This window comes from Polynucleobacter hallstattensis, assembly GCF_018881835.1.
Classification (GTDB): Bacteria; Pseudomonadota; Gammaproteobacteria; order Burkholderiales; family Burkholderiaceae; genus Polynucleobacter; species Polynucleobacter hallstattensis.
This window is the reverse complement of record NZ_JACVPO010000002.1, coordinates 40,330-64,838: the sequence shown is the minus strand read 5'-3', so window position 1 is coordinate 64,838 and position 24,509 is coordinate 40,330. Positions and strand designations below refer to the sequence as shown.

Genomic DNA, 24,509 nt, shown 5'->3' with positions numbered 1-24,509 from the left:
TAGTCACTGAATGTGTCTGAATTTTCTGAATGTTAAGCAACAAATTGTAACGGAATGCACCCTTTTAAATGCCCTTTTACGGCACAAATCCGCTGAACCATGGCTGGTTTAGGCTGATCTAGGTAAATATCCTCGTAGGCAATCACTTTCAGGCCGGATCGCTGTGCCAAAGCCAGTAATTCCCCTGGATTTAGTAAGAAATTGGGGTTTGAGGGTTTACCGAATACCGCATTCCCATCGGCAAAGGTCTCATAGATGAGGATGCCACCCTGAGATAGCATTTTGGGTAACTCATCTAGAAAAGGACGATAAAGATAATTCGTCACCACAATTCCTGAAAACTGCTGGTCTAGCAAGGGCCAATCTGCGCCTTCTAGATTGAGTTTCTGGATTTGAATAGCATCACTTTTCAGCAGCTCTATGGCAGAAACATCTTGGTCAACCGCTAGAATCCGATGACCAAGAGAAGCCAGCAAGGTCGTATGTCGACCGGCGCCGCAGGCCAGGTCAAGAACTACCCCATCAACTGGGATAGCTGCAGCAAAACGCTTCACCCAAGGCGAAGCATTTGCGATTGCATCATGTGCAGTCAAGGGAGCCTTAGTCGTAAGCCAAGCCCATGGACTCTCGGACCTCGCGCATGGTTTCTTGAGCAACCTTACGCGCTTTATCGGAACCATCAGCAATGATGGAGCGCAATAAACTTGGGTCATCCAAGTACTTTTGGGCACGTTCAAACATGGGCTGCTGCTCAGCAAGAATGGCATCAATCACAGGCTGCTTGCACTCTAAGCAACCAATGCCTGCAGATTGACATTCTTTTTGAACCCAAGTTTTGGTGTCTTCGCTCGAATACACTGTGTGGAGTTGCCAAACAGGACAACGCGCTGGGTCACCTGGATCGGTTCTGCGCACGCGAGCTGGATCAGTTGGCATGGTGCGGATTGAGCGAATAAGCTCTTCAGGTTTTTCGCGAATACTAATCGTATTACCGTAAGACTTGGACATCTTCTGCCCATCAATGCCCGGCATGCGGGATGCCGAAGTTAACAAAGCTTGTGGCTCTGGCAGAATAATTTTGCGAGCCCCCTCTAAGAAACCAAACAACCTCTCGCGATCAGCCATCGACAGGCTTTGCGCTTCTTGTAATAGTGCCTGGGCTTGCTCTAGAGCCTCTTCATCGCCCCGCTCCTGAAAAGCGACACGCAATTCAGCATACATTTTGGCGCGCTTACTACCCAATTTTTTAACTGCCTCTAAGGCCTTCTCTTCGAAGCCAGGCTCGCGACCATAGAGATAATTAAAACGACGCGCTACTTCACGAGTCATCTCGACGTGTGGCACTTGATCCTCGCCTACCGGTACAAATTGAGCGCGATACATCAAAATGTCAGCGGCTTGTAGCAAGGGGTAGCCTAAGAAGCCATAGGTCTGCAAATCTTTCTCTTTGAGCTTTTCAATTTGATCTTTATACGTTGGCACGCGCTCTAACCAACCCAAAGGAGTGCCCATCGCCAACAATAGAAATAGCTCTGCATGCTCAGGCACTTTGCTCTGAATGAATAAAGTCGCTTGGTTTGGATCAACACCACATGCTAACCAGTCAATCACCATATCCCATACCGATTTCTCGATCACTTCCGGAGTTTCATAGTGGGTCGTTAAGGCGTGCCAGTCAGCAACAAAAAAGTAGCAGGGGTACTCAGATTGCAAGCGAACCCAATTCTTTAAAACACCATGGTAGTGGCCAAGGTGCAAGCTACCAGTTGGGCGCATGCCAGAGAGAACGCGTTCTGCAAACATCTTGATCTTTATTCTTTAAGAGTATTTAAAAAAGGTTAAGTATGTTAGGCCGCTTAATGAAACAGCGACCACACTGGAGTCAGGTGATCCGGCAAATGCGGCAAGGTGCCTAGGTCAATATAACTTTCCTCTGGGTCATGAAAGTCTGAGCCTCGAGAAGCTAAAAATCCATAGTGTTGGGCAATCTTGCCATAGGTTTGATATTGATTTGGACTATGACTGCCGGTAATGACTTCAATACCAATGCCGCCGATTTCTTTAAAATGTTTGTAGAGTTCATCCATCTGCATGGCGCTCAGCTTATAACGGCCAGGATGTGCAATCACAGCAACACCTCCCGCCCCTTTAATCCAAGCAACTGCATCATCTAGCGTTGCCCAAAGATGCGGTACGTAGCCCGGCTTGTCTTCAACCAGATATCTTTTAAAGACTTGGTCAGTATCTTTGCAAATGCCCTGTTCCACCAGAAAGCGTGCAAAGTGTGTGCGAGAAATGAGTTCTTGATTACCGGCAAAGTGCAATGCGCCTTCATACGCGCCAGGTATCCCAGCTTTCAATAATTGTTCGGCCATCTGCTTAGCGCGATTACCGCGACCTTCGCGAGTACGACGTAAGCCCTCTAGAATTCCTGCATGGGCAGCATCAATACCTAAGCCAACGATATGGATAGTTTGCCCCATCCAGGTTACCGAAATCTCAACCCCAGGTAGATAATCTATACCCAGTGCGCTAGCAGCAAGCTGCGCCCTCTCTTGACCGCCTAGCTCATCGTGATCGGTCAATGCCCATAAACGCACGCCGTTCGCATAGGCACGCTCAGCCAGCTCCTCAGGCGTCAGTGTTCCATCAGACACAACGGAGTGACAGTGTAAATCTGCGTTTAGGCTGGAATTGCTAGTCATGACCTTATTTTAGGTCAAGCTGGTATCAATTACCCGGCGCGGTGCATCTAGGTAATCACGAGACTGCATCTCAATTAAACGAGAAACCGTTCTGGAGAACTCACTGGTAATCTGGCCTTCGGTATATAAATCGACCGCCGGGACCTCTGCAGAGATGATTAGTTTGATTTTATGGTCATAGAGGACATCAATCAGCCAAATAAAGCGGCGGGCTTCATTAGTCATTCTAGGGGGCATGTAAGGCACCCCAGACAAAATCACCGTATGAAACTGCTTGGCAATCTCCAAATAGTCGTTTTGTGACCTTGGACCACAGCATAAGGTTTGAAAATCAAACCAAACTACACCCTCGGCCATATGTAGTGGCCTTAGCTCCCGAGATTCAATACGCAACACCGGACGGACAGTCTCTTTTTGATTACCAATTAAGGTCTGAAACATCTGCATCAAGATCGCATGAGTTGCGGCATTTAATGGTATCAAGTAGGCCTCAACTCGAGCCATCTGTACGCGGCGATAGTCATTGCCAGCATCGACATTCATGACATCGAGTTGCTCTTCTAATAGCTTAATGGCCGGTAGCAAACGATCCCGATGCAAGCCGTTGGGATAGAGCTGGCTAGGTTCATAGTTTGAGGTCATCACAAACTGGACGCGATCTTCAAAGAGTGCGCTCAGCAAGCGATACAAAATCATGGCATCGGCAATATCATTGATATGAAACTCATCAAAACAAATGAGTCGGTACCTATTAGCAATTCTTTTGGCAAGTTCATCTAATGGATCCGCCATACCAGAAAGCTCATGAAGCTCACGATGCACTTCTCGCATGAATTCATGAAAATGAATGCGGATCTTTTTCTCTAAAGGAGATGCAGCAAAAAAGACATCCATCAAAAAGGATTTGCCGCGACCTACTCCGCCCCACAAATAGACGCCGCGAGGGAGTTTTGGTTTAAAGAGTTTCTTTTTTAAACCGCTGCTGCGGATCTCTTTATAAGCAACCCACTCATCTTCACAGCGCTGCAAGCGCTCAATAGCAGCTAGTTGCGCGGGATCGCTGTGATACCCGCGCGCCTTTAACTCTTGATGATAAAACTCTAATGCTTTCAATTACATGTTTAATGCACGTTTATCCGTCGCTAATGCTGCCTCGCGAACCACTTCCGATAGACTTGGATGTGGATGACAGATACGTGCAATATCTTCAGCTGCTGCTTTGAATTCCATCGCTACGGCCGCTTCAGCAATTAAATCGGAAGCATTTGGTCCAATGATGTGAACACCCAAGATTTCGTCTGTTTTTTCATCAGCCAAAACTTTGACAAAACCATCAGCACGATCCATGCCTAATGCACGACCGTTAGCCGCGAATGGGAACTGACCTGCTTTATAGGCAATACCAGCCTGTTTAAGCTGCTCTTCAGTTTTACCAACCCAAGCAATTTCGGGGTCGGTATAAATCACCCAAGGAATACAGTTGTAATCAATGTGCGGCTTCTGACCTGCGATCGTTTCAGCAACAAGCACACCTTCGTCTTCAGCCTTATGAGCCAGCATAGGTCCACGCACTACATCACCCACAGCGTAAACACCGGGCGCTGCTGTTGAGCAAGTATGATCATCGATTGGAATGAAACCACGCTCATCTACTTTCAGACCAATCTTATCGAGACCTAGTTTGTCCGTATTGGGAACCCGACCAACAGAAACAATTAAACGATCGCACTCTAGTTTCTGAGCTTTGCCTTCACTATCAGTGTAGTTAACTACAACACCTTTTTTATCTGCCTTCACTTCGCCAATCTTGACACCCATATTGATTTTGAGGCCTTGCTTGGTGAAGATCTTATGAGCTTCTTTTGCAATGCCTTGATCACATGCGCCCAAGAAAGTTGGGAGCGCTTCAAGAATAGTCACATCAGAGCCAACACGACGCCATACCGAACCGAGCTCTAAGCCAATGACACCAGCGCCGATGACACCAAGCTTCTTCGGAATGGAATCAAACTTGAGACCACCTTCGTTATCGCTAATTAAAACGTTATCAACCGGAATGCCTGGCAAATGACGCGCTTTAGATCCTGTAGCAATGATCACATTTTTAGCAGTAACTACTTCTTTATCTTTGCCGTCAATTTTGACTTGATAACCGTCAGCGCCCTTACCTTCAAATGATGCATGACCTTTTAACAAAGTAATTTTGTTTTTTCGGAACAAAAACTGGATACCCGCAGTCATCTTGGTCACAATCGCATCCTTACGAGCGATCATCTTGTCGGAGTCTAACTTTACCGATCCAACGGTAATGCCATGGTCGGCTACGTGATGACTAATCTTCTCGAATTCCTCAGACGAAGCAAGCAAAGCTTTAGAAGGAATACAGCCAACGTTCAAGCAAGTTCCACCCAGACGTATCTCACCCTTTGGATCGTCATATGCACTGGATTCAGCGCAGGCAACCTTAAAGCCAAGTTGCGCCGCACGAATCGCAGCGATATAACCGCCAGGACCACCGCCGATTACTACTATGTCAAATGATTGGCTCATGTTCTTTCCTTTTACAGATCTAGGAGAAGACGTGAAGGATCTTCCAATGCATCCTTCATGGCTACTAAGCCAAGCACTGCCTCACGACCGTCAATAATGCGATGGTCATATGACAAAGCCAGGTAGTTAATCGGACGAATCACGATTTGACCGTTCTCAACCACTGCACGCTCTTTAGTTGCATGAATGCCTAAAATCGCAGACTGTGGGGGATTGATAATCGGAGTAGAAAGCATCGAACCAAATACGCCACCATTAGAGATGGAGAATGTACCGCCGGTTAAATCTTCTAACGACAACTTACCTTCGCGAGCTTTTACACCAAACTCAGCTATCTTCTTCTCGATATCAGCCAAATTCATTTGATCCACATCACGCAGAATTGGAACTACTAAGCCACGTGGTGAGCTCACTGCAATGCCGATGTCAAAGTAACCGTGATACACGATGTCGTTGCCGTCAACAGATGCGTTTAATAATGGGAACTTCTTCAGGGCATGGGTAGCAGCTTTAACAAAGAAGGACATAAAGCCTAACTTCACGCCGTGCACTTTTTCAAACTGATCTTTGTACTTGTTGCGCATAGCGATTACTGGAGCCATATTGACTTCATTAAAAGTAGTCAAGATGGCATTGTTTGCTTGAGACTCTAGCAAACGCTCAGCAATACGGGCACGCAAGCGACTCATTGGTACACGCTCTTCAGGGCGATTACCTAGTGGAATTGGTGCGCTTGGCAAAGCAGAGGAAGATGCACCTCCAGCGACAGCATTGAGTGCATCACCTTTAGTCACACGACCATCCCGACCGGAGCCTGCAACTTGAGCGGTAGTCATATTATTTTCAGCCAAAATTTTTGCTGCGGAAGGTGCAGCCGCCGCGCCAGATGATTTTGCTGCAGGCGTTGCTTTAGCTGGAGCAGCAGCTGGAGCGGCGACAGGTGCTGGTGCAGCGGCGGCAGGAGCCGCTGCAGCAACAGCCGTACTATCAATTTTCGCAATCAATTGCTCAGCAACAACGGTGCCGCCATCAGCAACAACGATTTCTGTAATAACGCCAGCAGATGGTGAAGGAACTTCTAGTACAACTTTGTCAGTTTCAATTTCAATCAAGATCTCATCTTGACCGACCGCATCACCGACTTTCTTTTTCCATTGCAACAAAGTAGCTTCTGCTACTGACTCGGAGAGCTGGGGGACTTTAACTTCAAAAATAGCCATGATTAATCCTGTTTAGTATTTATATGTGAGTAAGGTCTACGATTACTTCGTAATGACATAACCCTTTAGTTTTGCGAATGCTGCAGTAAGAAGAGACTTCTGTTGTTCTTGATGGAGATGAGCGTAGCCACAAGCTGGTGAAGCAGAAGCTGGACGACCTGCATAAGCCAGTTTCATTCCCTCAGACATATTCTCCAAAATATTATGCTGAACAAAGAACCATGCGCCTTGGTTCTGTGGCTCATCTTGACACCACACTACCTCTTCTAAGTTTGGATATTTCTTCAACTCAACAGTCAACGCTTTATGCGGGAAGGGATAGAGCTGCTCCAAACGAATAATCGCTACATCCTCTAGTTTTTTATCGGCACGTACTTTGGCTAAGTCGTAATAGACTTTGCCAGAACACATGATTAATCGAGTGACCTTTTTACCGTCGATGCTCTCATCGCGCTCGGGAAGGATGGTATGAAAACCACCCTTGGTGAACTCAGTCAATGGCGAAGCAGCCTCTTTATTACGTAGTAATGATTTTGGTGTCATTAAAATCAACGGCTTGCGGAACTGACGAATCATTTGACGACGCAAGACGTGGAAGATCTGCGATGCGGTTGTTGGCTGAATCACTTGCATATTAGTATCAGCGCATAACTGCATAAAGCGCTCTAAACGTGCAGATGAGTGCTCCGGGCCTTGGCCCTCATAGCCGTGAGGCAACATCATGACCAAACCGTTTGCACGACCCCATTTCACCTCTCCTGAAGCGATAAATTGGTCGATCACCACTTGAGCGCCGTTCGCAAAGTCGCCGAACTGGGCCTCCCAAATAGTCAGTGTATTTGGCTCTGCAGCGGCATAGCCATACTCAAAACCAAGAACAGCCTCTTCAGAAAGGATGGAATCAATCACTAAAAAAGGAGCCTGATCTTTGGCAATATGGCGCAGGGGAATGTAGACCCCTGTATCCCATTTTTCGCGGTTTTGATTATGCAAAACTGCATGACGATGGGTAAAAGTACCGCGACCACTGTCCTCGCCGGATAAGCGAACTGGATAGCCGCTAGCCACTAGGGATGCGAAAGCCATATGCTCACCCATACCCCAGTCAACATTAGTTTCACCACGGCCCATAGCGGCACGATCTTTTAAGACCTTTTCGACTAAGGGATGAACCTTAAAACCCTCTCGAGCGGTAGAAACTCGTTCTGCTAGGCGCTTCCACTCGGTCAATGGAATGGCAGTATCAGCCTCATCAGTCCAACGCTTATTGAGAAATGGTGACCAATCAACCGCAAACTTACCTTTGAAGTTACTGAGAACGGGGTCTGAAGTCTGCTTACCAGCATCCATCGCCGCGCGATACTCTTTGACCATCAGTTCACCGGTGCCAGCAGGCAAAACACCTTGAGCTTCTAATTTATCCGCATACAACTTACGTGTGCCCGGATGAGCTGCGATGATTTTGTACATCAATGGCTGTGTCATTGCTGGAGTGTCCTGCTCGTTATGACCCAGCTTTCTGAAGCAAACAATGTCAATGGCCACATCTTTGTGGAACTGAGTGCGGAACTCAACAGCTAGCTTGGTAGCCAAAACAACCGCTTCAGGATCATCACCGTTCACATGCAATACAGGCGCATCAATCACCTTCATGATGTCTGTGCAATACAAGCTAGAACGCAAGTCACGAGGATCGGATGTAGTAAAACCAATCTGATTGTTAATCACGATATGAATCGTGCCGCCAGTGTAATAGCCGCGGACCTCTGCCATTGCTAAGGTTTCTTGCATCACACCTTGACCTGCAATAGCGGCATCTCCATGCACTAATACTGGCAGTACTTGCTCACCCAACATATCACCACGACGCTCCATGCGAGCGCGTGCGGAGCCCTCTACTACCGGGTTCACGATTTCTAAATGAGAGGGATTAAATGCAAGCGATAGATGAACAGGTCCCGCTGGAGTAGAAATGTCGCTCGAGAAACCTTGGTGATACTTCACATCACCCGCAGGCAATGTTTCTGGACCCTTATGCTCAAACTCAGCAAAAAGATCTGAAGGCATTTTTCCTAAAACATTCACCAGTACATTCAGACGGCCACGATGAGCCATACCAATCACAATCTCTTGCACACCTTTAGAGCCGGACTCACGAATCAGTTCATCCATACAGGCAATAAAGCTCTCACCACCTTCAAGGGAGAAACGCTTTTGACCAACGTACTTTGCTTGAAGATAGCGCTCCAAACCTTCTGCTGAAGTCACGCGATCCAAAATATGGCGTTTCTCATCCATATTAAATCTAGGTGTTGAGCGAATCGACTCTAATTTTTCTTGCCACCATTTCTTGATGGTCTGGTCAGCAATAAACATGTACTCGGCACCCAAGGTGCCGCAATAAGTTTGACGCAATGCCTGCAGCAAATCACGCAAGGTCATTTCGTTGCGGCCAAAGAAGGTATTGCTCGTATTGAAGACGATATCCATATCGCCATCAGTAAAACCATAAAAAGCAGGATCTAGCTCTGGAATATCCTTGCGCTCGATTCGCTTCAAAGGATCAATATCAGCCCAGCGATTACCAACGTTACGATATGCGGCAATTAACTGCTGAACGGCAACGCGTTTACGCCCCATTTCAGAGTCAGCCGAATCAGAAACTGTTCTGATGGGGCCTTGCTTAGCCCGCTCAGCAAAGGAAGCAACGATAGGTCCATGAGCGACATCGGCCCTAGAGGAGCCATCGAACGCTGGGACTTGCTTCACATTATCAAAATAATCTCGCCAATGGTCGGCTACAGAGCCTGGATCGTGCAAATAAGATTCGTAGAGTTCCTCTACGTAAGGGGCGTTTCCACCGAAGAGATAAGAGCTATCTCTTTGATCTTGCATCATGATGCTCACCTTTCATCGGGTTTCCCGAATAAAGACTGTGGTTAAAACCATTCGCTCCACGGCTAAACCGCTTTACGAATTGATCTGTGCGAATACTCTTACAACTACACTAATTTAACACGACTACCCATTGATTCATAAAGGGCTTTCCCTGATTTGAGGACTTTTAGAGCCGCCGCCCCTTTTTTAGGACTTGAATAAGAATTTTCCTACTCTGATTTAAACCATACCCGACAGATTCCCTCAGACTTGATTCGTATTCTCTAAATCTCCAAATAAATTAATGAGATTAGGGACATATGAAAGCGATTACCCCAGAATTGGAATATCTAAGCACCCGTCAAAGCGCAAAAGTGCTGCAGGTATCACTTGGCACCGTCCAGAAAATGGTTGAATTAGGTGAATTAATCGCCTGGAAGACGCGTGGGGGTCACCGACGTATCTTGGCAAGCTCTCTAGATCAGCAGCTAGCACGCCGTAAAAGAGCCATGCGCCAAAAAACTACCCAAAACTGTATTGCGATGGGCATATTCAGAAGAGCTGAAAATAGCCATGAGTTAATCGAATCTATTCAATGCTGGCAGCTAAAGGTAGATATGGAGGTATCTGTTGATAGCCTTGAGGGTCTGATGAAGGCAGTTTCAATTGCCCCCGACCTCATTTTTCTAGATGCCCTGATTCCACCAGTTGAGCAGGTACATCTCATCCATTATTTGAGCAAAAACAAGGACACGCAGCGTATTCCTATTTTGGTGGATGAGGGATTTATTCGCCTTCATCCTGGGGTTATAGGCCTTGCAGATGAAAATACGGTTGGCGTAAAGTCGCGTTACCCTGAAGTGCTACAGGAGGAACTTGAAAACGGCCTGATTGACCAAAATCCGCTGATTATTGGCTATCCAGCTACTAACCCAGAGCTTGAAAATAACGTAGGGGATAAAAATCGGCACGAACTCTTGGAGCCTATATTTATTCAGGCGCTCAATAGAAAGTGTGCCTAGACTCTAAGCCAGCCCCATAAAACATAAAAGCCGCTCAATCTGATATTGAGCGGCTTTTTAAATAAAAAATCTAATTAAATCAATAGCTTATATCAAAAAATTACTGCGATCTCTACCTTCAATCCATTTTGGAGCCTTACCACGTCCAGTCCAAGTATCACCATTAGATGGATTACGGTACTTTGGGGCAACCTTGCCACCAGAGCTACGGGCGCCAGCTTTACGACTGAATAAGTCTGAAGCTGTTAAATCATACTGCTCAATAATAAGCTTGGCTTTAGCGATGCCGTCAGCCTTTTCACGTAAAACTGCTTCTTTAATTTGTTTATCTAACTGTTCACGCTGGGCTAAAAGCTCTTTATAAGATGACATTTAGTAATTTCTCCGAATATTAGTTACGAGATAATCAAAAAGATAATTATTTCTAGATTCACATTATACGCTTAATATGAATTGGAGAGTGATTTTAGTGAATAAACCATAAAACCTGAATAGGTTAATGCTTTTCGTACTAATGCTGGAATTATATAAATATCATTATAAATACTATATTTATTATTAATAAGTTACATTACCTTCTCAGCATAAATGTCCCGCTAGATTTAGCAGTAACTTCACCGTCCTCATTCAATACTACGGCCTCGCAGTAATGAATCGTTTTACCAAACTTCAGAACGCTACCCTCCACCGCAATCTTGCCGATACTTGGGCGCAAGAAGCTGACGTTCATATCAATTGTCATGGCGCCAAGTTGCTGGTTCACAGTACTGCGAGCTGCCGCTCCCATCGCAAAGTCTAATAGGGTCATGACAACGCCACCATGAGCAATCTGAAAGCTATTCTCGAATTCTGGTTTGATGACTAGGCTAATACGGGATTTACCGCCTTCGGCATACTCAGGAACAACCCCCAAGTGAGCCAAAAAAGGGATGGTCAATCCAAAATACGTAGTGTTGTTTGAGTTTGATGTCATAAGAAGGAGATGTGCAATTGAATGGTCGGGGCGAGAGGATTTGAACCTCCGACCACATGCACCCCATGCATGTACGCTACCAGGCTGCGCTACGCCCCGACGAGAAACAAAATTGTATCAGTAACTATTTGGAGAGAATTTGCAGGACAGCCTGCAACTCATCGCGCAAGCGAAGCTCACCACGAGCCTCATCAAGACGATTTCGGGCACCGCTGATCGTGAAGCCCTCTTCATATAAAAGCGCCCTAATCTTACGAATTAAGACAACTTCATGATGTTGATAGTAGCGGCGATTACCGCGACGCTTTTGGGGGCTTAGTTGGGTAAACTCTTGCTCCCAATAGCGCAATACATGGGAACGAACACCGCAAAGCTCGGATACCTCACCAATAGTGAAATAACGCTTAGAAGGAATTGGGGGGAGCTGCGAACTCAGCAGCACCGACCCAGTATCAAATGCTGTTTTCTCGAGCATGAGACTCAACTACGTCCTTCAGCTTTTGGCTTGCATGAAATGTCACAACACGACGAGCAGCAATTGGAATCATTTGACCAGTTTTTGGATTACGTCCTGGGCGAGCAGATTTGTTGCGTAACTGAAAATTACCAAATCCAGAAATCTTCACCTCAACACCAGTCTCCAGAGATTTTCCAATACGGTCAAAGAAGGCATCAATCATGTCCTTAGCTTCGCGCTTATTTAAGCCAACTTGATCAAAGAGAGCTTCCGAGAGCTCATTCTTGGTAACGGTATCGTTGCTAACTAAATCATTCATGGCGAAAGTCTCTTCTTACTGATCTATTGCTTATATTAAACCTAGCGCAGGCGGGCTGCGCAATTTTTCTCAAGTGTCGCTAATAAAGCAGTCATAACCGCTTCAATTTGAGCATCCTGTAATGTTTCCTGTGGATTGAGCAAAGTCACACGGTAGGCCAAACTCTTCTCATCATCGGCCATACTACTAGAGCCAGCTTTTGGTTTGAACTCATCAAATAGCTCAATCGCCTTAACAAAGTTCTGCTTCTTCGCATTCATTGCATCGAGCAAAGTCTGTGAAGAAATGGATTGCTTTACCACTACTGCTAGATCTCGCTGTACAGCAGGAAATTTACTTAACTCTTCCGGCTGCGGAATACTTAAATTGCGAATAGCCTCTAAATCCATTTCAAAAAGAACTGGAGCCTGTGGCAACTCGTAGGCTTGCTGTAAACCAGGATGTAATTCACCAATCCAGCCAATATGGTGTTTTCCAGTCGGGGTTATCAAGTGAATTTGTGCGCTGCGACCTGGATGTAGTGCAGGATGAACGGCAGCCTCAGTCGTGAAATGCAATGGATCGAGCACACGCTCCAGATCACCCTTCACATCAAAGAAATCGACTGCACGATCAATGCTTGCCCACTGCTCCGCTACAAATGATCCATAAGCCAAACCACCAATTTGCTGAGGCTGATGAAAGCCTGCAACTCTGCCAGCCTCTTCTTGTACGCTTACATCACGCTTAAATACACGACCTGTTTCAAATAAACGGACACGTCCAGCACCACGATTTAAGTTTGACTTTAGGTTAGTCAACAAACCACCCCACAGATTGCTGCGCATCACACCATACTGATTGGCAATCGGGTTGAGCACAGCAATGAGGTCTTTGTCAGTGGCTGCAGCTAATCGTTGTTCACTCTCAAGATCAGTAAATCCAAAGTTCACCGCCTCTTGATAGCCTTGTAGAGCTAAACGCTGGCGCAATAAATGCAGGCCACGCTTTGCCTCAGCCCTGGCGCTCATTTTTAAGGAGGAAATTGGCGGCACATCAGGAATATTTTCAAAGCCGTACATGCGGGCGACTTCTTCTATTAAATCTTCCTCAATTTCGATATCGAAGCGATAGCTTGGCGGTGTTACAACAAATACATCACCTGCTTCTTGCTTGAACTCAAAACCAAGGCGCTTGAACACATCAGCAACAATTTCAGCAGTGAGCGGAATACCGATGACTTTCATAGCGCGAGCTAAACGCATGCTGACTGGTTTGCGCTCAGGAATAGCTAATACTTGATCATCAATTGGGCTAACTTGGCCACCGCATACTTCAACAATCAAAGCCGTTAAATATTCTAGGCAGTTAGCCGTATTTTGTGGATCAACACCACGCTCAAAGCGATGCGCCGCATCGGTGCTGAAATTAAAACGACGAGCACGCCCCTGAATTGCCGAAGGCTGCCAATAAGCGGCCTCAACATAAATATTTTTAGTGTCATCAGTCACGGCGCAATGATTGCCACCCATAATCCCAGCTAACGCTACAGGACCATTTTGATCGGCAACCACACCAGCATCCTGGATCTTGCCCGCAGAATCTGGACCTTGCAAAGTCACCGTCTGGCCGTTCAATAACTCAAGACTTTCACCCGTCTTCGCCCAACGAACAGATAAGTCACCAGTCAATTTATCAATGTCAAATACATGGGTCGGCTGACCCATTTCCAACATGACATAGTTAGAAAGATCCACCAATGGAGAAATGCTTCTTTGACCGGCATTGCAAAGTCGTTGAATGATCCAATCTGGTGTTGCAGCTTTTGGATTGACGCCACGAATCACGCGACCAGCAAAACGACCGCAAAGATCAGTGCTTTCAACCGTAACTTTGAGCTTGTCTTGTATAGAAACATCAACAGGGTTCCACTTGGGTGCGCACAATGCAGCACCAGTGATGGCTGACACTTCACGCGCCATCCCCATTAGAGACAAACAATCCGCTTTATTAGGAGTCAACTTAATCACAAAGATCTGATCATCTAGACTTAAATACTGACGAATATCTTCACCCACTGGGGCATCTGCAGGTAACTCCAAAATACCTTCGTGATCATCACCAAGACCAAGCTCGCGACCAGAGCACAACATCCCCTGGCTTTCGACACCACGTAACTTACCCACTTTGATCATGAATGGTTTGCCACCCACATCTGCTGGTGGCAATTCAGCGCCAACCATCGCGCAAGGGATTTTGATACCAGCACGCGCATTCGGCGCACCGCAAACAATTTGTAACTCTTGGCCAGTTCCTGCGTCGACCTTGCAAACGCGCAAGCGGTCTGCATCAGGATGCTGCTCAGCAGAAAGAATTTGTGCAACCACAATCTTCGTAAATGCAGGCGCTACTGAATGCTGCTCTTCCACCTCAAGCCCGGCCATAGTCATTGCATGACCTAATGCATTGCTATCGAGCGAAGGATTTACATATTGGCGTAACCAAGATTCAGAAAATTGCATATGCGCTATCTACTATTAGAAGGTTGGCGAATTAAGCCGGAAATTGCGCTAAGAAACGGAGATCGTTCTCAAAGAAAAGACGTAAATCATCAACGCCGTAACGCAACATCGTCAAACGCTCTAAGCCAGAGCCAAAAGCAAAACCGGTATAGCGCTCTGGATCAATACCCATATTGCGCAATACATTTGGATGAACCTGCCCTGCACCAGAAATCTCTAACCATCGGCCGGCTAGCTTGCCGCTACCGAAGGCCATATCAATTTCGGCCGAAGGCTCAGTGAATGGGAAATACGATGGGCGGAAACGAACCTGCAGCTCATTCGTTTCAAAAAAAGTTCTGAGAAAATCGGTATACACACCTTTAAGGTCTGCAAAGGAAACGCTCTCAGCAATCCACAAGCCCTCAACCTGATGAAACATCGGTGAATGGGTTGCGTCACTATCCACGCGATAGGTTCTACCTGGCGCAATAACCTTAATTGGCGGCATCACATCGGCATGGGCGTATTTCTTGACATGCTCACTCGCATAACGAACCTGAATCGGACTAGTATGCGTACGCAATAACAAAGGCTTTCCATTGGAATCTTTGCCATCAATATAAAAAGTATCCTGCATTGAACGTGCAGGATGATTCTCGGGACTGTTTAAGGCGGTGAAATTAAACCAATCAGTTTCAATTTCAGGGCCGTCAGCTACATCAAAACCAATAGAGCGGAAGATCTCTTCAACACGTTCCCAGGTACGCATCACCGGATGCAAGCTACCTACAGATTGGCCACGGCCAGGCAAAGAGACGTCAATCGATTCCGCCGCAAGCCGTTGCAGCAATACCGCATCAGCCAATGCTTGGCGACGTTCCTGCAATGAAGCCTCTACTTGAGTTTTGATTTGATTAATCTGGGCGCCAGCACTCTTGCGCTCATCAGGCGACATTCCACCTAGCGCTTTTAAACGCTCAGTGAGAACACCTGACTTACCGAGATACTTGGCTTTCGCGTCCTCTAGAGCTGCCGAATCGGCAGCTCCGAGGAAATCACGTTTAGCATCCTCGACAATGTGGTCGAGAGAAACCATTGCAGCTTAGTTTTTTTATGGACTAAGAATTAAGCTGCAGCGCTTACTACGGATTTGATCCGAGTAACCAAAGCAGCAAAAGCCGCCTTATCAGCAATGGCCATATCAGAAAGCACTTTACGGTCGAGTTCGATCGCGGCTTTCTTCATACCATTCATGAATACGCTATAGGTCATGTCATGCTGACGAACTGCCGCGTTGATACGAGCAATCCACAATGCGCGGAATACACGTTTCTTATTACGACGGTCGCGGTATGCATATTGACCAGCACGCATAACTGCTTGCTTAGCAATACGGAATACGTTTTTACGACGTCCACGATAGCCTGTTGCGGCATCGGTGACTTTCTTATGACGGGCTCTTGCTGTAACCCCACGTTTGACTCTTGGCATTTAAATTCTCCTAATCTAGTCTGAGGTTAAGCGTATGGAAGCATGGAGCGAATTGACTTAACGTCTGCCTTCGCAACTTCGGTAGTACCACGTAGGTGACGCTTATTCTTTGTGGTCTTCTTGGTGAGGATGTGGCGTTTGAAAGCCTGGCCTCGTTTGATCGTTCCGCCTGCGCGAACCGTGAAGCGCTTTTTGGCGCTACTCTTACTCTTCATCTTGGGCATAAAGCACCCCTTCTTCTGCATGTGCAACTTAGGTGGTAACCGACGGTTACGCTTCCTGTACCTAGAAGCACTTCTTGCTACCAGGGTCTACGACCCCTCCCTACTTAAACAACAAACCTCATCTTGCGATTTGGTTTATTACTTAGCCTTACGAATGGGGGCCAACACCATCACCATTTGGCGACCCTCCATCTTTGGAAACTGTTCTACTTGACCATGCTCAATCAGGTCTGACTTCAAACGTTCCAACATTCTGACTCCGATTTCTTGGTGAGCCATTTCACGACCCCGAAACCGCAGCGTAATCTTTGTCTTATCGCCATCTTCCAAAAAGCGGATTAGATTGCGTAGCTTCACACCATAGTCACCATCATCTGTGCCGGGACGGAATTTAACTTCCTTCACCTGAATCACTTTTTGCTTGAGCTTAGCTTCATGCAAACGTTTGGCTTCTTGGTACTTGAATTTGCCGAAGTCCATGATCCGGACTACAGGTGGCACAGCCGTCGGAGCAATTTCAACCAAATCGGTTTCTTTCTCTTCTGCTAAAGCCAGGGCTTCACTCAACTTAACTACACCGATGGGTTCTCCATCCAGTCCAATCAGACGCACTTCAGGAGCAGTAATCTCCCGATTTATGCGCTGCGATTTATCAGTAGCGATCTTCTTAATTCCTTTAAAAAAACAATAAAAACCATTCCACCCCTAGCTAAGCTCGGGTCCGACTTTCTGAGAAATATCCTGCTGGAGTCGGGCAACGAAGGCATCAAGAGGCATTACCCCTAAATCCACTCCGCCACGGGCACGAACGGCCACCGAATTACTTTCTGCTTCTTTGTCCCCTACAACTAACAAAAATGGGAGCTTCTGTAATGCGTGCTCGCGTATTTTATACGTAATTTTCTCATTTCGCAAATCCGATTCGACTCTAAACCCTTGTTTTTTCAGAGATTGCTGGACTTTTTGAGCATACGCAGCAGAATTATCCGAGATATTGAGGACTATAGCCTGAGTCGGAGCAAGCCAAACTGGCATATTTCCAGCATGGTTTTCGATCAAAATACCGATAAAACGCTCCAAAGAGCCCACAATTGCTCTATGAAGCATCACTGGAGCCTTGCGAGTGTTCTCTTCGGTGACATATTCAGCACCTAAACGTGCTGGCATCGAGAAATCCACCTGAATCGTGCCGCACTGCCAAGTACGGCCAATCGAGTCTTTCAGGTGATATTCAATCTTCGGACCATAAAAAGCACCCTCACCTGGTAATTCTTCCCATTCTTGACCTGAAGCGGTCAAGGCGCCACGTAAGGCAGCCTCCGCTTTATCCCAAATAGCGTCATCACCAACGCGTTTTACTGGGCGCAAGGCTAGCTTGACAGCCACCTCAGTAAAGCCAAAATCTTGATAAACCTCACGAACCGCCTTATCAAAGGCAGCTACTTCAGACTGAATTTGATCTTCAGTACAGAAAATGTGACCATCATCTTGCGTGAAACCGCGGACGCGCATCAAACCGTGCAATGCGCCAGATGGTTCGTTGCGGTGACACTGGCCAAACTCGCCGTAGCGCAATGGCAATTCACGATAGCTATGCAAGCCAGAATTAAAAATCTGCACATGTCCTGGGCAGTTCATCGGCTTTAATGCATATGCACGATTCTCTGACTCGGTTGTAAACATGTTTTCTTTGTAGTTATCCCAGTGGCCAGACTTTTCCCAAAGACCACGATCCAAAATTTGCGGGGCTTTTACTTCTTGGTAGCCTTCGCGCTGATAAACGCGGCGCATGTACTGTTCAACCTCTTGCCAAATAGACCAGCCTTTTGGATGCCAGAAAATTAAACCAGGCGCTTCAGCTTGAAAGTGAAATAAATCTAAGAACTTACCAAGGCGACGGTGGTCACGCTTCTCAGCTTCTTCGAGCATATGCAGATGTGCGTCTTGATCTTCTTTTTTCAACCAAGCCGTACCGTAGATCCGTTGCAACATTTCATTCTTGCTATCGCCACGCCAGTAAGCACCAGCAACGCTCAGAAGCTTAAATACTTTGAGCTTGCCAGTAGATGGCACATGGGGTCCGCGACATAAGTCAGTGAATTTTCCTTCGGCATACAAAGACACATCCTCGCCTTGCGGGATGCTAGAAATAATTTCTGCTTTGTAATTTTCGCCCTGATCCTTGAAGAACTTCACAGCCTCATCACGCGGCATTACTGTACGAATTACTGACTCATCTTTCTTGGCCAGCTCAGTCATTTTCTTCTCAATTGCCACCAAATCGTCAGGCGTGAATGCGCGATGAAATGAGAAGTCGTAATAAAAACCGTTTTCGATGACAGGGCCAATAGTAACTTGCGCCTCTGGGAACAGCTCTTTAACGGCATAGGCCAATAAGTGAGCTGTGGAATGGCGCACAATTTCTAGCGCTTCTGGGCTTTTATCAGTAATGATTGCCAGTTGACTATCTTTGTCTATAAGAAAACTGGCATCCACCATCTTGCCATCCACTATGCCGCCAAGGGCGGCTTTGGCAAGCCCACTTCCAATGCTTTGGGCAACATCAAGAACGCGCACGGGAGCCTCAAACTCACGTTTAGATCCATCTGGCAGGGTAACTACAAGCATGACCGCTCCATCTTATTAAGATTCAGCCGAAAGACTGATTTACTGCACAACATCCACCAAAAAAAAGCGCGGGAGCTTTTGGGCAACCGCGCACTTTTGGGTCTTTATTCGTTGGTAGGCTCGATTGGACTCGAACCAACGACCCCCACCATGTCAAGGTGGTGCTCTAACCAGCTGAGCTACGAGCCTATATAAGCCTTAGAGTTTATCACCGGCGGCGTACCTGGGTCACCCCTTTGACTTCTTCTAGCGCATTTTGGGTAAGCCGCAAGGCTTCCGAGTCTTTAATCTCTACTGTCAACAGTATTTGAGCTAGGCCTCGCTTGGCAGATTTGCGAAGATCAATCACGTGGACACCCTGTCGTGTCAGAATCTCAAACAACTCGCGCATCAACTCAGGGCGATCGAGCCCGGTTACGGCTAAATCTGCAGGAAATACACGCCGAGGATCATTTCCGGCGGCCGTTTCAACCCCAGAATCATTCCAGGCCGTTTGGATAACGCGCTCAGGGGCTCGCTCCAATAAACCTCTCAACGTTTTGCAAGAGCGCCGATGAATCGATACACCACGACCTTGGGTTACAAAGCCTGCAATCGCATCGGGTGGCACCGGCCGGCAGCACCGCGCCAACTGAGTCATCAATGAATCCACCCCCACTACCAAAACATCACTTGCATGACCCTGCTTGCGAGTGCTTTGCTTAAGAACAATGTCTGGGGCTGGAGTAATAACCTTCGCCTCTGTCTTTTGTTCCACCTTGGTGTCGGTGGACTTAGATCCCGCCTCTTCATCATCTAAAGCATTAAACCAAGCGCGTACACGTGTGCGAGCACGCTGCGAGCGCAAGTAATTGCGGCTAGGACTAATCCAATCTCGTGAAGGGCCGCCATGCTTTACGGCGACGATTTCAACCGTTTGACCATTCTGCAATGACGTGTCTAAAGGTACCATCGCACCATCTACGCGAGCGCCACGACAGCGGTGACCTAGGTCGGTATGAACTGCGTATGCAAAATCAATCGGCGATGAACCCTTTTCTAAAGAAATTACTTTTCCTAAGGGAGTGAGTACATAAATATGGTCATCGATCTCATGGTGCTTGAGTTGCTCCCAAGCATCCTCTTTCCAAGAAATGAGTTGCCTTGCCCAAGCAATTTGACGTTCATAGGCAACTGCTGCACTGTGGGTACCAGTTTGATGACTTGGATTTACATCATTGGATTTATTTTTTGGCGGAGTTGCAGTGCCAACATAAGCGCCCTCCTTGTAGCGCCAATGAGCTGCCAAACCATACTCAGCCTGTTGATGCATTTCATTGGTGCGCACCTGAATCTCAAATGCCGTTCCGTGCTCATCCATCACTACGGTATGCAAAGATTGATATCCGTTTGGCTTTGGCCTCGCAATGTAGTCATCAAATTCACGTGGCACAGGCTGCCAGACGTTATGCACTATTCCTAAAATGGCATAACAGGATTTAACGTCATCTACTAAAACTCTAAACGCCCTAACGTCATAGAGATTGGCAAAATCTAATGACTTGCCCTGCATCTTTTTCCAAATACTGTAGATGTGCTTTGGGCGACCCTGAACCTCACCTTCAATACGGGCAACATTTAATTCTTCTTTAAGCTTGCTCACAATCAGATTAATAAAAGATTCACGCTCAATACGCTTACCATCCAACATCTTGGCGATGTCACGGTATATCTCTGGTGAGAGAACTCGGAATGCCAAGTCCTCCATCTCCCATTTCATTTGCCAAATACCGAGGCGATTCGCAAGTGATGCATCAATATTCAGAATCTCTTGCGCCCAAGCTTTTGGCATCGCAATTTTTTCATGAGTAATCCAACGCAGCGTTTGTAAGCGTGAAGCAAGATAAATGAGAACGACGCGTAGATCATCACCAAAAGCAAGCAACATCTTTCTGAGCATTTCTTCTTGCCCAGAAATACTCAGACCGCCATCATTGCGAACGAGCTTGGCTTGAGCCTGCCTCAGGCCCCGGTAGCCAATCAACAGTCTGGCTGACTCATCGCCAATTAATTTGGTGAGTGATTCTTTGCCATGGGTGCGGGCAATATTAAGTGCAGCGGTAAGGGTTGCTTCATCTAGGTGAAGCAGCTTCAATATGCTGAGTACACCAGCGGCATGATTTTCAGAAGGCTCGCCATACCAACCATCAATAATTTTGATGGCCTCAGATGCATGACCGGCATTTGACATGAGCGAAGAAATCCTTAACTAAAAAATTCTTTTGCTAAAGCCACTTGCTCTGATTTCACGAAGGCAGGCGCATGACCAACTTCCGGAATTTCAATACTCCGAATGTAAGGATTGACCTTGCACATCTCGGCTACCGTTTTAGCGGAAAGTAAATCTGACTCACCGCCACGCACAATCAACATCGGGATATGAATTTGCTTGAAGGCATGCCACATCGCCATCTCTCCCGCCTTTGCCATAATCGGATTGACCGATGCAAACGGTACAGAAATATCAGGGTCGTAGTGCATTACCCAAAGACCATCTTTTTGCACGAGCATGGGACCGTTATAAATCTCCCACTCTTCTGGGGTATGAGCACCGAATGAAGCGCAGATCTGATTTAAACGTTGCAATGCATCAGCGCGATTAGAAAAGCTAAAAGGCTGGCCAACATAAGAGCCCAGACGCTTGATGGCCTCAGGCTCAATGCGTGGACCCACATCATTAATCAGCATACGACGAATTGGACTCTTGGGCATTGCGGCATAGACCATACCAATCAAACCACCCATAGAGGTTCCTAACCAATCTACCTGCGCAACGTCGAGATGCCCAATTAAGCTTGCCATGTCTGCGACGTATTGGGGAACGGCATAGAGCATAGGATTTTTAAGTCGATCAGAATCACCCCGGCCCACTACATCCGGACAAACCACGTAGTAATCTAGACTCATTGCCTCTGCCAGAGTTTTGAAATCACTCCCCCTGCGCGTGAGGCCATGAACACAAACTAGAACCCTGGAATTATTCGGATTACCCCAGGCGTGATAAGCCATCCGATGCGGGCCATCGGGGCTGGTACAGGTCACATAAAAAGTATCACCCTGATGAATAACATTCGGCTGTTGAATCTCAGCAGCAAGGTGTTCATCGTGAGCATGCACATCAGCCATACCTGGAACTTCTGGCTGCAGCGTTACGTGATCAATACCATGATCCCTTAGCAACATCGCGTTGATGCGTGCCATGATTTCAGGCCATTCTCCAATACGCTCAATTTCAATATGACCGATCAGGGCTGGGAAGCTGGGAGTCATCTCCCAAACATGCAGATCATGTACTGCTAAAACGCCTGGCACTTTTTTTAAATCCTGACCCACTTGAAGATAGTCGATATGGAGAGGCACCCCCTCCATCAGGAAGTGATAGGACTCTTTCAGAATAGAAATGGTGGACTTCAAAATTAAGAGGGAAACCAAGATAGATAAGATGGCATCAATTGGCATCCATCCAGTAAGCTGAATCACAATACCCGCAATCAGAGCGGCTATAGACCCCAGCAAGTCACCCATGACATGAACCAAGGCAGCGCGGGTATTAACACTCTTTTTATCGCGCGACAGCACCCATGCCACCACAATATTCATGAGTAAGCCAATGGCTGCTACTATCGTGACAGTTAAGCCATCCACCTTATGTGGGTCATAGAATCGACTAATTGCCTCAACCATAATCCAGGCAACTAAGGCCAGCATCGCAATGCTATTAACAAAGGCCGCCAAGGCTTCAGCCCTTCCAAACCCAAACGAATGTTTTGGTGATGGCGGGCGACGAGAAATGATTTGTGCCAACAACGCCAGTCCTAGCGCGGCAGCATCTGTCACCATATGGCCAGCATCGGATATCAGTGCTAAAGAATTCGCAAAGTAAGCAGCGGCACCCTCAACCCCTGAAAAACCGAGTGTGAGCACTAAGGCAATCAGCAAGAGATTCTGGTTGGAGACTTCCTTGCTATGGGTATGCTTAGCATCGCCCTGCTTGTGTGCGTGAAGCGAGTGATCTACAACGCTCATAAGGGAATCTTTAAAAAAGAAAATGGGGTCATTGACCCCATTATTTCACTATCCATCAAAAAAGGTTAGAAACCTGCGACGTCTATAGGGGCACCTGTTTTGGATATGACTTCTTCCTTAGTTACACCGGGAGCCAACTCCACCAACTTCAAACCCTTTGGCGTAATGTCGAGTACGCAAAGGTCAGTAATGATGCGACTAATAACACCCACACCAGTTAATGGCAGAGTGCACTTAGGTAGAATCTTGATTTCTTCTGTGCCATCTTTTTTCTTGGCAACGTGCTCCATCAAAACAACCACATGCTTTACGCCTGCAACCAAGTCCATAGCGCCGCCCATACCCTTTACCATCTTGCCAGGGATCATCCAGTTCGCTAAGTCACCATATTCGCTTACTTGCATCGCACCCAAAATTGCGATATTAATTTTTCCACCACGAATCATTCCGAAGGAATCTGCAGAAGAAAAAATAGATGAGCCAGGCAAAGTAGTAATCGTTTGCTTGCCCGCATTAATTAAATCCGCATCAATCGTTTCTTCAGTTGGAAATGGGCCAATACCCAACAAACCATTTTCAGACTGAAGCCATACCTCCATGCCTTCAGGCACATGGTTGGCCACTAAGGTTGGCATACCAATGCCTAAATTGACGTAATAACCATCCTTTAGCTCTTTAGCAGCACGTGCTGCCATTTCATCTCTATTCCAAGGCATATCGATCTTCCTAAATATTCTGTACTGTTTTTATATGGCGTCTATAGGTATTAAGCAGCAGACAAAGTACGTTGCTCAATACGCTTCTCAGGCGTAGTGTTTAGTACCAAGCGATGCACATAAATGCCTGGTGTATGAATCTGATCGGGATCTAACTCACCGTTCTCTACAATTTCTTCAACTTCAGCAACCGTGATCTTGCCAGCCATTGCAACCATAGGATTGAAGTTTCGGGCGGTGTAGCGATAAATCAAATTACCGGATTTATCCGCCTTCCAGGCTTTTACCAGGGAGATATCAGAGACGATTGCACGCTCCATGATGTAGCGCTCACCGTCAAACTCTTTTTCTTCTTTGCCCTCAGCAACTAATGTACCCACACCTGTTTTAGTATAAAAAGCAGGAATGCCGCAACCGCCAGCACGCAACTTCTCAGCAAGCGTTCCTTGCGGAGTAAATTCCAGCTCGAGCTCACCAGCCAAAAACTGACGCTCAAATTCTTTGTTCTCACCTACGTAGGAAGCAACCATCCTTTTGACTTGTCTTGAGTTCAGCAGTAGACCCAAGCCAAAGCCATCCACCCCAGCGTTATTAGCAATCGCAGTCAGATTTTGCGCACCGAGGTCCTTAACCGCTTGGATCAAGGCTTCAGGAATACCGCACAAGCCAAAACCACCAACAGCCAGTTTTTGGCCATCTTTTAAGATATCCCGTAAGGCATCCACAGCCGATGGGTAAGTTTTGTTCATAAATTCGTCCTAATATTGCCAAAAAAGATA

22 protein-coding genes and 2 tRNA genes are annotated in these 24,509 nt (G+C 46.7%); 1 reads left to right on the top strand and 23 read right to left on the bottom strand.

Features of this window, described 5'->3' with window-relative positions:
• Window positions 1-32 precede the first annotated feature (32 nt).
• From ICN26_RS06755 to ICN26_RS06725, 7 genes are read right to left on the bottom strand one after another with little or no spacing between them, the layout of a single operon-like run.
• A complete protein-coding gene (locus ICN26_RS06755; protein ID WP_255534425.1) occupies window positions 33-593 on the bottom strand; it encodes a class I SAM-dependent methyltransferase in 561 nt (186 codons plus the stop codon).
• 7 nt (window positions 594-600) lie between these two features.
• Window positions 601-1,803, bottom strand: a complete 1,203-nt coding sequence (locus ICN26_RS06750; protein WP_216267730.1) for a tryptophan--tRNA ligase — start codon at window positions 1,801-1,803, stop codon at window positions 601-603.
• Window positions 1,804-1,856: 53 nt separating this feature from the next.
• The gene (locus ICN26_RS06745; RefSeq protein WP_216267729.1) at window positions 1,857-2,705 is read right to left on the bottom strand and encodes a 3',5'-nucleoside bisphosphate phosphatase; all 849 of its coding nucleotides are present in this window, start codon (window positions 2,703-2,705) and stop codon (window positions 1,857-1,859) included.
• Window positions 2,706-2,714: 9 nt separating this feature from the next.
• Window positions 2,715-3,818 (bottom strand): cell division protein ZapE, encoded by a 1,104-nt coding sequence (gene zapE / locus ICN26_RS06740; protein WP_216267728.1) that lies wholly within the window; start codon window positions 3,816-3,818, stop codon window positions 2,715-2,717.
• The gene (gene lpdA / locus ICN26_RS06735; protein ID WP_216267727.1) at window positions 3,819-5,255 is read right to left on the bottom strand and encodes a dihydrolipoyl dehydrogenase; all 1,437 of its coding nucleotides are present in this window, start codon (window positions 5,253-5,255) and stop codon (window positions 3,819-3,821) included. It lies immediately after the preceding gene.
• An 11-nt stretch (window positions 5,256-5,266) separates the two neighbouring features.
• Complete coding sequence (gene odhB / locus ICN26_RS06730) at window positions 5,267-6,475, bottom strand: 2-oxoglutarate dehydrogenase complex dihydrolipoyllysine-residue succinyltransferase (RefSeq protein WP_216267726.1); 1,209 nt, start codon at window positions 6,473-6,475, stop codon at window positions 5,267-5,269.
• 42 nt (window positions 6,476-6,517) lie between these two features.
• Complete coding sequence (locus ICN26_RS06725) at window positions 6,518-9,373, bottom strand: 2-oxoglutarate dehydrogenase E1 component (protein WP_216267725.1); 2,856 nt, start codon at window positions 9,371-9,373, stop codon at window positions 6,518-6,520.
• 299 nt (window positions 9,374-9,672) lie between these two features.
• On the opposite strand from ICN26_RS06725, the gene ICN26_RS06720 reads away from it, so the two are divergent.
• Window positions 9,673-10,374, top strand: coding sequence for an excisionase family DNA-binding protein (locus ICN26_RS06720; RefSeq protein WP_216267724.1), 702 nt, complete (start codon window positions 9,673-9,675; stop codon window positions 10,372-10,374).
• An 87-nt stretch (window positions 10,375-10,461) separates the two neighbouring features.
• Here ICN26_RS06720 and ICN26_RS06715 read toward each other — a convergent pair whose 3' ends face one another.
• From ICN26_RS06715 to ICN26_RS06640, 16 genes are all read right to left on the bottom strand, one after another.
• A complete protein-coding gene (locus tag ICN26_RS06715) occupies window positions 10,462-10,746 on the bottom strand; it encodes an H-NS histone family protein (protein WP_216267723.1) in 285 nt (94 codons plus the stop codon).
• A gap of 199 nt (window positions 10,747-10,945) precedes the next feature.
• Window positions 10,946-11,347 carry a PaaI family thioesterase gene (locus ICN26_RS06710; RefSeq protein WP_216267722.1) on the bottom strand — a complete coding sequence of 134 codons (402 nt, stop codon included), beginning with the start codon at window positions 11,345-11,347 and terminating at the stop codon, window positions 10,946-10,948.
• Window positions 11,348-11,369: 22 nt separating this feature from the next.
• Window positions 11,370-11,446, bottom strand: a tRNA-Pro gene (locus tag ICN26_RS06705).
• A gap of 25 nt (window positions 11,447-11,471) precedes the next feature.
• Complete coding sequence (locus ICN26_RS06700) at window positions 11,472-11,822, bottom strand: MerR family transcriptional regulator (protein ID WP_216268411.1); 351 nt, start codon at window positions 11,820-11,822, stop codon at window positions 11,472-11,474.
• Entirely contained in the window at window positions 11,800-12,123 is a 324-nt protein-coding gene (locus tag ICN26_RS06695; RefSeq protein ID WP_046330087.1) for an integration host factor subunit alpha, read from the bottom strand. The genes ICN26_RS06700 and ICN26_RS06695 overlap by 23 nt, the downstream gene beginning before the upstream one ends.
• A gap of 41 nt (window positions 12,124-12,164) precedes the next feature.
• Complete coding sequence (gene pheT / locus ICN26_RS06690; protein ID WP_216267721.1) at window positions 12,165-14,624, bottom strand: phenylalanine--tRNA ligase subunit beta; 2,460 nt, start codon at window positions 14,622-14,624, stop codon at window positions 12,165-12,167.
• Window positions 14,625-14,655: 31 nt separating this feature from the next.
• On the bottom strand, window positions 14,656-15,702 hold the full coding sequence (gene pheS / locus ICN26_RS06685) for a phenylalanine--tRNA ligase subunit alpha (RefSeq protein ID WP_216267720.1): 1,047 nt from the start codon (window positions 15,700-15,702) through the stop codon (window positions 14,656-14,658).
• 29 nt (window positions 15,703-15,731) lie between these two features.
• Complete coding sequence (gene rplT, locus ICN26_RS06680) at window positions 15,732-16,097, bottom strand: 50S ribosomal protein L20 (RefSeq protein ID WP_216267719.1); 366 nt, start codon at window positions 16,095-16,097, stop codon at window positions 15,732-15,734.
• 26 nt (window positions 16,098-16,123) lie between these two features.
• Entirely contained in the window at window positions 16,124-16,321 is a 198-nt protein-coding gene (rpmI, locus tag ICN26_RS06675) for a 50S ribosomal protein L35 (protein ID WP_046330084.1), read from the bottom strand.
• Window positions 16,322-16,459: 138 nt separating this feature from the next.
• A complete protein-coding gene (gene infC / locus ICN26_RS06670) occupies window positions 16,460-16,993 on the bottom strand; it encodes a translation initiation factor IF-3 (protein ID WP_370624483.1) in 534 nt (177 codons plus the stop codon).
• Between the two features lie 33 nt (window positions 16,994-17,026).
• The gene (gene thrS, locus ICN26_RS06665; RefSeq protein WP_216267718.1) at window positions 17,027-18,949 is read right to left on the bottom strand and encodes a threonine--tRNA ligase; all 1,923 of its coding nucleotides are present in this window, start codon (window positions 18,947-18,949) and stop codon (window positions 17,027-17,029) included.
• Window positions 18,950-19,061: 112 nt separating this feature from the next.
• Window positions 19,062-19,138 (bottom strand) — tRNA-Val (locus tag ICN26_RS06660).
• Window positions 19,139-19,157: 19 nt separating this feature from the next.
• Window positions 19,158-21,179 (bottom strand): RelA/SpoT family protein, encoded by a 2,022-nt coding sequence (locus tag ICN26_RS06655; RefSeq protein ID WP_216267717.1) that lies wholly within the window; start codon window positions 21,177-21,179, stop codon window positions 19,158-19,160.
• Between the two features lie 14 nt (window positions 21,180-21,193).
• Window positions 21,194-23,014 (bottom strand): alpha/beta fold hydrolase, encoded by a 1,821-nt coding sequence (locus ICN26_RS11095; protein WP_216267716.1) that lies wholly within the window; start codon window positions 23,012-23,014, stop codon window positions 21,194-21,196.
• Between the two features lie 65 nt (window positions 23,015-23,079).
• Window positions 23,080-23,730 carry a CoA transferase subunit B gene (locus ICN26_RS06645; protein WP_215356471.1) on the bottom strand — a complete coding sequence of 217 codons (651 nt, stop codon included), beginning with the start codon at window positions 23,728-23,730 and terminating at the stop codon, window positions 23,080-23,082.
• Window positions 23,731-23,780: 50 nt separating this feature from the next.
• On the bottom strand, window positions 23,781-24,479 hold the full coding sequence (locus ICN26_RS06640; RefSeq protein ID WP_046330080.1) for a CoA transferase subunit A: 699 nt from the start codon (window positions 24,477-24,479) through the stop codon (window positions 23,781-23,783).
• Window positions 24,480-24,509: the final 30 nt, after the last annotated feature.